Genomic DNA, 11,679 nt, shown 5'->3' on the forward strand with positions numbered 1-11,679 from the left:
TTTTAAATGATTAATTGAATACTACCGGTATCTCTATGTATTGATAATAACCGATGTTATAAGTGGTGTTTTTGTATACCACCCCAAAGTAATAGGTGCCCGATTCCCAGGCTTTTACGCCGCTAATGGCTGCTTTTGGGGAGTTGTTATCAGCGGTAGCGCCAATAGTAAGATCGGGCCAGGTACGGATAGGGGTGTTGGTTGCCAAATCAACGGTAGCGTTGGAGAACGAACCGGACTCGGCCCAGCCTTTGTGTTCCAAAACGTCATACACGATCACCTTGCTGAAGTCAATATTCTCCATCGATTCCGGGCGGTGATTTAATTTTTTATTGATCAGCAACAGATACATCTTACCGTCGCCTTTCACATCGGTAATGGTTACCTGCGCGTTGATCAGGTCATCTTTCTTGAGTGTTGCGCCTTCGGTAATAAATTTTCCGTTGCGGTAAAAGCGTGCGCCGTTGGCAAAAATGTTGAATATATCGGCGTTCGGATTTACCGGAACATTAGAAGCGAGATAGATAGTGATCCCTTTTTTTATCTCCAGAACAGTACCGTTTTGATCGTGTACAATGATCAGGAAATCATATTTGCCCTCTACAGCATCATCAGGAATATTAAAATGTTTGTGTACGGTGGCGTTCTTGGCATCTTTATAACTGTCCCAGGTTAATTCGAACTGCCAGGGTTTGGCGTAGCTTTCGCCGCTTTTAGGCACAATTTTAATCTGCACCTTCTCAATTTTGGTAGCCGCCAATACCTCGGCATTCAGGTGGAAATCTTTACCGATCACACCTATCTCGTTATTGTTCAGGCCAACCTCAATATTGGTCACCGTTGTTTGCGCCGGTTCAGGCGTTTGTTCATTCTCCTTTTTACAGGCGGTAAAAGCTGCAGCGATGAATAGAAAGGCTGCGATGGTTTTTGTTGTTTTCATAAATGTTTATTAATTAAATACTGAATGGTAGTTTGATGGATAGCACTATATTCCGCCCGGCCTCGGGCAATTCAATCAAGCGGTAAAAACTGGTATGATTGAGGTAGCGGGTATTGAACACGTTCTGCGCCTGCAAGCTTATTATTACCGGTTGCTTGTATACATGCACCTTGGTACCGGCCTGTAAATTCACCACCCGGTAACCCGGTGTTTTCTTTTCGGGTGGTACAATGTTGTTTTGTGCGGCTGTTAAGCGGTAATCGATAGAGAAATAGGTGTTTGGTAATTTATTGCCCGTTTTAGGCGACCAGGTGATATTGAATAATGCTGATGCCGGAGGTGAGAAGGGCAGGGTATAACCTTCTTTTTGGCCCGATAGCTGACGGGCGTAAAGGTATTCGGTGAGTACCTCGGCACTGAGGTTGTTCCGTAACTGGTATTTGAGCTGCACCTCGCCGCCATAACGCATCACCCGGCTTTGGGCATAGCGGAATACCTGGTTACCGGCTCCATAAAAATAATCGTGATCGGCGGTAGGGTTGAGGTAGATATAGTTAGGGAAATAGTTATAGAAAGGGCTCACCTGTACCAACCATTTTCCGGTATTCCAGCCAAGGCTAAGATCAAACTGGTACGACTGTTCGGGAGACAGATCGGGGTCGCCACGTTCATAACTGAAATAGTGATAATTTACGCCGTTAGCCGCCAGCTCTTTGGCGATAGGCATACGGAAACTTTTGCCAACGTTGGCTTTTAAACTAAAACTGTTTCCTGCATCGTAATTAATCCCCGCCGACCAAACGAGGCTGTTAAAATTACGGCTCAGGTTATCCGCCCGCGATAGCTTCTCAGAAACGGTAACGCCTTCGGTGCCGGTTTGTGTCTCGAACCAATCACGATAGCCCCGAATATTGATATTGCTATGGTCATATCGCACAGCTCCATGCAGCAATACCCGGTCGTTCAACCGGTATTTATCGTATATAAACAAACCTGCCGAATGCTGTTTATACGCCGGTACCAAAAAACTCCATCCCGATATGGCATTGTCTTGCAATTCAGCATTCAGCCCGGTTGTGATGAGGTGTTTGCCCATCGCGATATGGTCACGCAGGTTAAGCGAAAAAACTTGCTTGGTAAACTCCCGCTCTAAATTTGATGGTATCCGCATCGTGTCCGGATAAACGGGTGGCATATAGCCATGATTAACATATTGGCTATACTCCTGCCTGAAGTTGTGCTGAAAACCCAATTCTGCTTCCAAGCGGTGCCCTTCAAACTGATATTCAGTACGGTTGATCACCTTAAAGTGATTCACCTGCTGGCTTGGTATTAGCACATCGCGTGAGGAGGCATCATGCTCTTCGGTATTCACCCGGCGAGGTTCCAGCCCATGGGCGTTGGCAAAAAAACCGCTTTTGCTAAATGTGTTGCTGATATAAAAAATGCTGCGAAAACGCTTATCCACATAGCCGGTATTCAGGTGAGCACCGGTTTCCATGCCCGCGGTGTTGCGCAGTCGGTTTTTGTGAAGACCCACAGCGTAATCGTAAACATATACCCTGTCGGTGGGTACGCGGAAGTCGCCGTAATTTTGATAGGTAAAGCGCGAATCAAAAAACCAGTGTTGCGCCCTGCCGAACAGATTTGCCGAGGTGCCGTACAGGTTATTATTGGTTTTTCCAATAAGATCAACCGCGCCTCCTATGGTATTAGGCGCGGGAACAGCTGCTGGTTTCACATCAATAACGCCACCTATGGCATCAGATCCATATATGAATGATGCCGCTCCTTTGATCAGTTCCACTTCACCGGCCGCGAACTGGTCGATCTCCAGACCATGGTCGGCACCCCATTGCTGCCCTTCATGCTTAACGCCCTTATCAACCACCACCACACGGTTGAAACCCAGCCCCCTGATGAGTGGCTTGGATTGGCCCGAACCAATGCCTATGGTTTTAATGCCGGGCAATCTTGATAAGGTAGCCATTAAACTCCCGCCGAGATTACGCTGTATAAAATCGCGACTAACTACTTCTACGGTAAGTGATTCACTCTCTTTACGATGCCGCACGCGATTATCTTGCACCGTAACCTCTTTCAGGTCGAAAGTTTTTTGGCGCATTACAAAGCGTATTTGTCCGCCATCGTCACTTAACTTAAGCGGAAGGGAAAGCGGGGCATAACCTATGTGCGAAGCAGTAAGTTGGTAAGTGCCCGGTTTAGTTACGTTAAAAGTTGCTTTGCCCAGTGAATCGGTAATGCCGGTTTTGCCAATGAGGTGTAACAGTACTTCGGCCCCCGTAAGAGGGCTGCCATTTTCCGTAACCACCTGTACCGTGATCGGGTATTGTTGTGCAGCGGCTTGTTGCGATGTTGCAACGAGTGTAAAAAACAGGAATGTAAAAGTCAATGGCTGCAAGCATACACGCAGCCGTTTTAACCGGTGTTGAAACCGGAAACGCATTGGAATAAACATGAGAATACATGCCCGTAGGGCGTTTTAACTGAATGTCAGTTCAGCGATAAAATAAATGGATTATCCCCGGCAAAGGCGGGGGCAAAGGGATGGCAGCGGATGGGAGTAAACTAAACTGAATACAGGTGTATCAATAAACTTGATAACACAGGTGCGCAATTAGGCACTTATTAAATATTTCAGGCAGTAAAAAAACGGTTTCCGCTTAGCAGGAAGCGGCAGGGGGGCCTTTATTGGTAAAGCCCTGTAGGGTAAATTTATAAATGCCGGCATAAGACCTGCTCAGCAAAGTTACCGGTTTAGTTACCGGCGCAATTATTACCGGGGCGTATGCCAGCTGCGCGTAATGCGCCTGTTTATGAATCACATAATCACAAACATCGCACTTCTCTGATGAGTAAACATATTCGGTATCGTCGTCGGCTGATTTTAGGGAAGCAAAATTATGTTTGTGAAGAACCTGTACAACAGTTGCCCAGGCAAAAACACATACCAGCGTCAACGAAAGTAACTTCGCTGCTTTTTTTGATGTTTTGCTGGTAAATATCCTCATAGGCGCAACAAAGGTGTGATTTTAAATTTAGGATGTCAAGTGTTATCTGAAAACCTGAGGGCCTTACTTCCCTCTAAAAAAGAGAGTAGCTTATTCAAAAAAGGGAAGGAAAGGTCATTTAATGAATGCTTAACTATATTTGACCGGGTGTTGATAACCCTATTTATCCTTGAAAAAACACCATGAGGGCTATCGGGCCATTTATTCATTTAATAGGCGGCGGCTACCTGTTCGCTTTTTACGCAAAAACGTTGATACTGATCTGGAACGTTTGAGTCGTTCGATCTCAGAAAATAACACAACGATCTTTCTGATCCAGGGCATTTCTGCTCGAACTTATCAATTGGCAAAGAATAACATTTATACTTAAACGGCCATGGGTGCATAGTTCATGGTCAACTATCGAATTGGTGTTTGCGACATCACTAATTTTCACTGCTGCCGCTAATTTTTCATTTGCTCTATCGATTTAAATGATCATTCCGTGAATGAAATTTTACTCCCCTTGTAGGAATCATAGGTGGGTTGATATATGATATACCCAAAATTTTCGAGTTCAGAGAGGTATTTATGATATGTAATGAAGGACTTAATCCGACTCAATTTCATTACATTTTTGCGTGTGATTTTAAATGGATTACTGCCGTCCTGCGAAACAAAACATTGAAAAAGGGCTATAAAAATGAGCAGATGGTAGGCGTTAATTCGAGGATCATTGGATAGTTTTTCGCATTGGTTTACCAATAACTTACAGTACTTCATGTTTTTTTTTATGCAATATTTTTTTTAGTTCATTGGCATTATAATAAATTGTTCCACCGATTTTTGTGAATGGCAATTGTCCGTTTATACGTAGTGTCTGCAGCGTAGCATAGGACACGTTCAGTAATTTTTTTACATCAGCTGTTTTCAGCCATTCCTGTTTTCCGAAGTTTTTGTCTGTATCAAGCAGGCTTTTAATATCATCGATGAGTTGCAGACGTAATGCCTGCAAGTCGTCTTTAGTGATTATATCGATATTCATAAGGGATTTTTTAGGCCGGAGAAATCCGGTGGGTAGGAGGGATTAAAGCCGTGCAATTAGCAGGCAATAGATAGCACTAAAAATGTTAATCAGAAACGAACATGACGGCTTCTTTCACGCATGTATTCTTCAAACATACGTTCGTGGTATCTTTTTTTAGCATCCCGTTTCAAGCGAACATTCCAGCGCCAAAAAAAGAACCCCCACACTCCGAAAGCGACGCCAAAAAGCGGAAAAGGATTTGGCGCACTGAGCGCACCAAATAAGGCTCCGGTGGAGAGGAAACAGGTGATAAAAAAGTGGATTAAAGTTTTCATGATTCAATAGTTAAATATACTAATTCTGTTAGTATTCTCCAAGTGCTGGCATACAAAATTTATACATTATTTCTGCACATTTCTAGCCCTGACAAGGCCAGGTGGCCTTTAACTGTTCGAGAAAATTAAACGCTGTGGCCGGTTTTCGGGTCCGGATCCGGGTCCTGATGCCCATGGTTCTTTCGGCAACGGCAAGGGATATGGATGTCATATCAAAGAAATACGCTGCGCCGCAATAAATTACCTTTATCTGGGTCCCGTCGTAACTCATCCGGATAGCCTTATTGCGAATGGCGCTCGCAACAAACAAGTCAAAAAGCCGTCCTAAAAGATCATTGCCGAAAACCAGGGTAAATTTTCTTTTTTTAAAGCGCAGACGGATCCATTCCAGCTGCCAGGTGTGGGGAAGATTACCAATAGCAATAAAAAAGAGATTATACGGCTTGCTGTACAGATAACTGTTGAGTGACAGGTAGGCTACTGCCTCCATCGCCGAGCAAGTGATGATCACCTCCGGGCTTTGGTGGTTACCGGCTGTCCAGATGTTTTTAGTGGTCGGCACGCGGTGAAAGGTTTCGCCGAAATGTTCATGGTCGTCGCCGAAGGAAAACAGCGTATCTTCGATATTAATCCAGGACCGGATGTCCATGGGGACACCCAGCCTGGTCAGCAGGTCCGCCATCAGCGTGTCGCCCCGCTTCGGGTATAGCCACGAGTCACCTGGTCGGGAATAAGGACATTACGTTGGGCTTCGGCATCTTTAACGGCATTGTGGTAGCCGGGGCTGAGTTGCTCCGCCATTTTGAGGTCACGTTTTTTATTGAACAATGCGTTCAGTCCTTCGTACATCAGGTAGGACATGCCGCCGTCGACCACAATAGAAGCAATGATGGCCAGTTTATTGGAGCGGATACCCTGTGGTTCGGCCGCCGCGTACTGGAATACCGTTTTATCTGGCAGTTCCACTTCTTTTCCTTTCCGGTAGTCCTCTTTCTGAGCGGGGGTCAGGAACTCGCCGTTAACCATATCCGGTGCCAGGATCTTATCGGTATCACTGATGATGAACTCATGTGTTTCCGCGTCATATTCGACCAGTAATTCCTTCGTGTTCCCTTTATCATCCCTTGTGATCTTTTGCAGGTACCCGGTGCTACCCTTGATGAGCTGGTCGGCTTCCTGTTCGTCGATGTAATCCGGCCGCTGCGGTTTACGGTAGATCGGGTGAATGCGCAGTTCGGTGCCGCCTGCCGGATTATGAAATAGCGAGAGCTTGGCATCCATTGATTTGATCTTGATGTTTTCCGCTTCCAGGTTCTGCAGCTGCATGAGCCCGGTCCTGCGTCCCGACAACAGGTTTTTCAGGTCGTCGATGTTCAGCAGCAATTTTTCGCCCGCTGCCAGGCCTATGGTCTCCAGTTCCTTGTACGGAAGATCCTTTTCTTTAAATGTGGTGAGCTGCATCTTATCTGCCTATGTTTCGTGATTCGGTTTCTTCCTGCCCCTGTGTGATGAGTTCCTGCGCAGCGGGGTTCTTTTTAGCTTCGACAAGGGAATTATACAGGCCGTCGGTTGGTTTCAGGTTGAACTTTGCACCTTCAGCATCCTCCATCTTGAAAGTTTTACCTTTCTGATCGATGACCTTGTATACATTATTGTTATAGGCGATTTCGTCGCCTTTTTCGAGGTTAACAACCGGGGCCGCTTCCTGCCTGATCTCCCGTTTCGGATCGAAGTCCAGGATAAAGTCATGTATTTTTTGTGCATCTGCTGCTGCGCGGAACAGTTCAAACGGCTCCTCTTTCAGGATTTTAACCCAGTTATGAACGTAAGCTGCATGCTGGCCAAAGTTATGCCCGATTTCCAGCTCACTCCCCAGCATAAGGGACGCTATCTCCGCGCGAAGTTCTTCACGGGCATATTGTTCCGAGCCGAACCGCCCTTCCATTGGCCTGTTCAGCCGGCTTTCGTGTCCGCTCCAGTGCCCCAGTTCGTGCAGGGCCACGGCATAGTATTTTGTTTCATTTTCGAACTGGTCCCGGGCTGGCAGCTGTATCTGGTCTTTTGTTTTACTGTAATAAGCTTCGTTGCCACCATGATTGATGACCGCCTGGCTTGCGGTCAGCAGGGCTTCAGCCCTTTCCAAAGGCGCCCACTGCTGCTCGCTTTGTGTTTCTTTCAAGTATTCGGCCAGCGGGGGAATACCTTTGATCTGTTTGGCGTTGAAGACGAAAGCGGTGGTCACCACCGGCTTTTCCAGTTCGGTTACTCGGGTCATGGTCTTTCCATCGGCATCTTTGATCTTGTTGCCGTCCACGTCGCGAATGGCCTGCATATCGGATGTTTTTACGAAGCTGATGATGCTGGCTTTTGCGCCCTTTTCAACGGAGTAACCTTCCTTATTGGCCTGACTCATCGTCATCCAACGTGGGTCGTCAAAATTTTGCATGGCCAGCCAAAGGGCGTTCATTCCCATATAGTTTTTCCCGGTGGTGGGGTTGAAGGGGACCGTAAATGCCGGACCGTCTTTGTCCGTCCAGGGTTTCTGGAATGGCGAGGTTCCTGCTTCGAGTTCGGCGATCAGCTTATTGGCGACCACCTCGTGTAATGGTTTGAAATTTTTACTCATGATATGTATGGATTAATTGATACAAGAAATTGACAGGGTCAACCGGTTGATGGTTGACCATTATGCCCAGGTGCAGATGTTCACCCGTGACTTTCCCGCTTTGGCCGGTGATGCCGATCGGGGTCCCCCGCGATATGCTGTCTCCCCGAAAGACCAAAGGGACGTTAAGATGGCCATAGGTAATGGTCACGGGGCCGTGGGCCGTTTTTATAAATATGCCAAGCTGCGGGTTGTAACATATAGCCGCTACCTGCCCGTCGAGGATGGAATACACGGTATCCCTTCTGGCCTTCAGGTCAATCCCCAGGTGACAGGCATACTTGCCCGTGAGCGGGTGAACGCGATAGCCGAAGCCGGAATTGAGGTGCAGGTTTTTGAGTGGCAGGCAGAACAACAGGCAGCAAATGAGCTGCCTCATCGCGCAACGGACCTTTCCTGGCTGGTTCCGATTACCGCAGAAACAGCCAGCAAGGCATTGTCACGGATATTCGGGTTGTTGGCGGCTATCTGCAATGCCTGTATGACATCGGCCGGTCTGCCCCGGTCCTGCAGCATGCCTACCTTATAGAGGTCCTTGAAATCCGCAACCTGGATATGCGTGTTGTTTTTCAGGTCGTTGAGCAGATCAGCCTTATTCTTGAGGATCAGCACGGCGTCCGATGCGTACCGGCTCTCCTGGCCGTTTTCAAAGCGGAGGTATACGTCATCTGACCGGTTGTCTGCGTAAGTGATGATGCCGACCTGCCCTTGCATGGCGGCAGGGTCGGTTCGAATTTCCGGGTGTACAAGCGCAAGCGTGCCTGCTAAGGTTGTATTTTCCATAAATTTATGTTGTTAATTGTTACCTGCCTATTCTTCGCTTTGGCGTGACATCCAGGACTTCATTCAGCCGAATGGTCGCCCAGCGATGGAGTTCAGGGTCATCCCGCAGGCGTTCAAAGGCTTCCCTGATCGATTGGGCGGATCCGTCTTGCTGTAAGCCGGCGATCATTTTCAGCTCCCGGGGTACGGGTGGCCATAAATAACCCTTCCTGTTTTCCGCCAGCTCATTTAATTCGGCAGGTGTTCTCAGCATAAATAATATTTGGGGGCTGAATGAAAGAAGGTCGCCGTCTTCCAACCTTACCCACACTTCGTTTTCAGCCAGATCGGTCGCCTCGATCAGCCCCACCTTGCCCACTGATTCGGAATACCAAAGGACCGGGCTAACCATGACCATTAAGCCTAAGGTGTCTTGTTCATTCATCATATTTTCAGGTTTTGTTCGGAATAGTACCGTGAGTTATGTTGGACTTTCTTAGTTGAAATGAAGATCAGCGGCCGCGTGCGCGTGACTGGTTCATGCCCAGGCTGTCTTCAAGGGATATCAGCCCGAGTTCCCTCACTACCGGCCGGTTTCTGGCCATTTCCAGGGCGGTTTTTACCTGCTCGGGAAAACCGTAGTTCTGGAAGAGCGTGATATTGAACAGGTCTTTTCGTTCAGCAAGTGTCAATGTGCCTTTATCATTTTCAAGCACCTGGTGGATATCTTCAGGTTTCTTGAGTACCAGCAGCGCATCGGCGCCGTACCTGCCTAATTTGCCATCGGGGAAGTCCACGAAAAAGTCGTTCCCCGAAATGTCGACGGAACGGATCGTGCCGGTCATACCGGTTTTTTCTGCCGGATCATCGTACAGTTCCGGGTGCACCATAACGGTGCGGCCCTCCATTTTTAAGTGTTCATTCATTTGTTATTTCCTTTCATGGTGCCCTTGGGCATTTCGGTCGGTTTAGCGGACGTGTATTGCCGGACGATCTCCTGGATCTCCATGTTGATGCGGTTGAAGTTGGACCGCAGTTTTTCGTCTTTTCTACCTTCGAAGTTGTAATAAACGGGGAGCGAGGTGTAGGCCATTTCCTCTTGTGTAATGGCTTTCATGTCGAGGTTTACCCGGCAATGCACTGCCGAGGTGGAAAACTCCCCGGTGTAGGTTTCCTGCGCGTCGGCGGCGATCACGCCGACCAGTTCACCCGCGTTCAGGGAGGCGATCTTCCCGGCAGGGATCAGCGGCTCCAGTTTTTCGTTGAGTGAGGTGGAGGTTTTGTTTCGGTCGATGGAAAGCCCCTCGCCGAGTTGCTTGGATTTGCCGAACAGGCGTTCCAGCCATTCGAGCGTTTCCTTGTTCCTGACGGAGCCGGAAAGCACATTGCCGATCACGGCGGTAATGGTCGCCGAGGTATCCTTGCCGTACTGCTGGCTGAACTGCGGTAATTCCTGCAGGCCCATAAGTACGGCTACCTTATTGCTGCGCGCGGTAGCGATCAGGTTTTCCACTTTATGGATAAACAGGGTGGGTACCTCGTCCACGATGAGTGCCGATGGTCGGTTCCCCTTAGAGTTGATCAGCCTGGTCAGGCGATTGATGATAATCGAATAGCAGGCAGAATTGATGTTCTGCGTATTGGGATCGTTCGCCAGCACCAGTATGGACGGGTTTTCCTTAGCGGAGATCTTCAGGTTGAAATCATCGCCCGAGAACACCCAAAAAGTTTCTTTGGTGGCCATGCGGCTGATAAAGATCTTCAGGGTACCGATCTGTCCTTCCAGCTGGTCAAACGCTTTCGCGTTGAAGGCTGTCATAAAGGGCGACAGGAGCGGCTTGAGTTCCGGTTCGGTCATCAGCGCGTTGAATATCTCCTCGTAGCTGCGGTTCAGCAGCGCCAGCACATGGGGCAGGCTGGAGAACTTTCCGTCGGCATAGCGGCTCATAAAATAGACGCAGGCCGCGAGGAAGTTGATGGCCGACTGGGTAAAGAACTGGTCGCTGCCCCCTGATTTATCCCCTTTTTTGAGCGCCTCGACCAATGCCTCTGCCGTTTCGGATGCATCGGCGAGGGTTCGGATGTATTCTGCTTTCCAGGGGTTGATGCGACGGCTGCGCTCGACATCGTTCAGGTTGATGACATGAAAGGCAAAGCCTTTCAACTTGCCTGCCTTTTTGGCCAGCAGGTAATGGTAATAGGCGATCTGCCCGAGGTCGGGGAACTTGAAGTCATACAGGCAAACCGCGAATTCCTTGGCGATCAGCTGCCGGATAAAGGGGGTAACAATGGAAAAACTTTTACCGGAGCCGGGTGTCCCGATCACCATGGTGCCCCTGAACACATTGCAGATATTGATCCAGCCTTTGCGCACCTTTTTATCGGCGTAGAACAGCATAGGGATATTCACCGAATAAGGTGTTTCTAGCTTTTTTACCGGCTGCATAAAGCTTTCGGCCTCGTGGTTCCACTTGTCTTTACCCAGGCCACTTTTAATGATCTTGGAGATATTGTCCATGGACAGGCTGATCATCAGCGCCCCGACGAGGGAGCAAACCATATAAAACAGGTCGAACCAGGTAGTGAAGGGAAAAACAGGCGGGGAGGCCCGTCCCCGGTAGAGCAGGCTCCCGAAAAAGAGGAACAGACCGATACACAGCGGGTAGACGATGTGTTTTTTCGGGTCGAGGTCTGTTTTCTTTTTTGCCAGCGTACCGATACTGACGAGGCAGATGAGGCCGAAGGTGGCGAGCTTACTGTAGATGAGCTGATTGTAGATGGGCAGTTGCGCCAGCCGCGACAGTGGTGAAACAAAAATGCCCCAGAAAGGGGCATCACGGTAGATAAAAATAGCAGCTTCCAGTAAAATCGATACATAGATCGCACATTGCAGGAAGCCATGCAGCTTTTGCTGTTCACGGGTTTCTTCCATAAAGTAT

Annotated in this window: 13 protein-coding genes; all 13 read right to left on the bottom strand. The window is 48.3% G+C overall.

The window, feature by feature from the left end:
* Positions 1–10 precede the first annotated feature (10 nt).
* The 13 genes from AC07NA_RS07075 to AC07NA_RS07135 all read right to left on the bottom strand — a co-directional run bounded on the left by AC07NA_RS07075 (position 11) and on the right by AC07NA_RS07135 (position 11,672).
* The gene (locus AC07NA_RS07075; protein WP_494896854.1) at positions 11–940 is read right to left on the bottom strand and encodes a DUF4625 domain-containing protein; all 930 of its coding nucleotides are present in this window, start codon (positions 938–940) and stop codon (positions 11–13) included.
* Positions 941–953: 13 nt separating this feature from the next.
* Positions 954–3,407, bottom strand: coding sequence for a TonB-dependent receptor (locus tag AC07NA_RS07080; protein WP_494896856.1), 2,454 nt, complete (start codon positions 3,405–3,407; stop codon positions 954–956).
* A gap of 217 nt (positions 3,408–3,624) precedes the next feature.
* Positions 3,625–3,972: a hypothetical protein gene (locus tag AC07NA_RS07085; RefSeq protein WP_494896858.1), complete on the bottom strand. Its 348-nt coding sequence runs from the start codon at positions 3,970–3,972 to the stop codon at positions 3,625–3,627.
* A 748-nt stretch (positions 3,973–4,720) separates the two neighbouring features.
* The gene (locus AC07NA_RS07090) at positions 4,721–4,996 is read right to left on the bottom strand and encodes a helix-turn-helix domain-containing protein (RefSeq protein WP_494896860.1); all 276 of its coding nucleotides are present in this window, start codon (positions 4,994–4,996) and stop codon (positions 4,721–4,723) included.
* An 89-nt stretch (positions 4,997–5,085) separates the two neighbouring features.
* Positions 5,086–5,313, bottom strand: a complete 228-nt coding sequence (locus AC07NA_RS07095; protein WP_494896861.1) for a hypothetical protein — start codon at positions 5,311–5,313, stop codon at positions 5,086–5,088.
* An 82-nt stretch (positions 5,314–5,395) separates the two neighbouring features.
* A complete protein-coding gene (locus tag AC07NA_RS07100) occupies positions 5,396–5,995 on the bottom strand; it encodes a hypothetical protein (RefSeq protein WP_494896862.1) in 600 nt (199 codons plus the stop codon).
* Positions 5,995–6,774 (bottom strand): DUF4099 domain-containing protein, encoded by a 780-nt coding sequence (locus AC07NA_RS07105; RefSeq protein WP_494896863.1) that lies wholly within the window; start codon positions 6,772–6,774, stop codon positions 5,995–5,997. The genes AC07NA_RS07100 and AC07NA_RS07105 overlap by 1 nt, the downstream gene beginning before the upstream one ends.
* A 1-nt stretch (position 6,775) precedes the next feature.
* Positions 6,776–7,939, bottom strand: a complete 1,164-nt coding sequence (locus AC07NA_RS07110; protein ID WP_494896864.1) for an ArdC family protein — start codon at positions 7,937–7,939, stop codon at positions 6,776–6,778.
* Positions 7,932–8,357 (bottom strand): M23 family metallopeptidase, encoded by a 426-nt coding sequence (locus tag AC07NA_RS07115; RefSeq protein WP_494896866.1) that lies wholly within the window; start codon positions 8,355–8,357, stop codon positions 7,932–7,934. The genes AC07NA_RS07110 and AC07NA_RS07115 overlap by 8 nt, the downstream gene beginning before the upstream one ends.
* A complete protein-coding gene (locus tag AC07NA_RS07120) occupies positions 8,354–8,761 on the bottom strand; it encodes a hypothetical protein (protein WP_494896867.1) in 408 nt (135 codons plus the stop codon). The genes AC07NA_RS07115 and AC07NA_RS07120 overlap by 4 nt, the downstream gene beginning before the upstream one ends.
* Positions 8,762–8,780: 19 nt before the next feature.
* On the bottom strand, positions 8,781–9,188 hold the full coding sequence (locus AC07NA_RS07125) for a hypothetical protein (RefSeq protein ID WP_494896868.1): 408 nt from the start codon (positions 9,186–9,188) through the stop codon (positions 8,781–8,783).
* Between the two features lie 64 nt (positions 9,189–9,252).
* The gene (locus AC07NA_RS07130) at positions 9,253–9,666 is read right to left on the bottom strand and encodes a hypothetical protein (protein WP_494896870.1); all 414 of its coding nucleotides are present in this window, start codon (positions 9,664–9,666) and stop codon (positions 9,253–9,255) included.
* On the bottom strand, positions 9,663–11,672 hold the full coding sequence (locus AC07NA_RS07135) for a type IV secretion system DNA-binding domain-containing protein (RefSeq protein WP_494896872.1): 2,010 nt from the start codon (positions 11,670–11,672) through the stop codon (positions 9,663–9,665). The genes AC07NA_RS07130 and AC07NA_RS07135 overlap by 4 nt, the downstream gene beginning before the upstream one ends.
* Positions 11,673–11,679: the final 7 nt, after the last annotated feature.

The organism is Mucilaginibacter sp. GW821-FHT07G05, assembly GCF_059418565.1.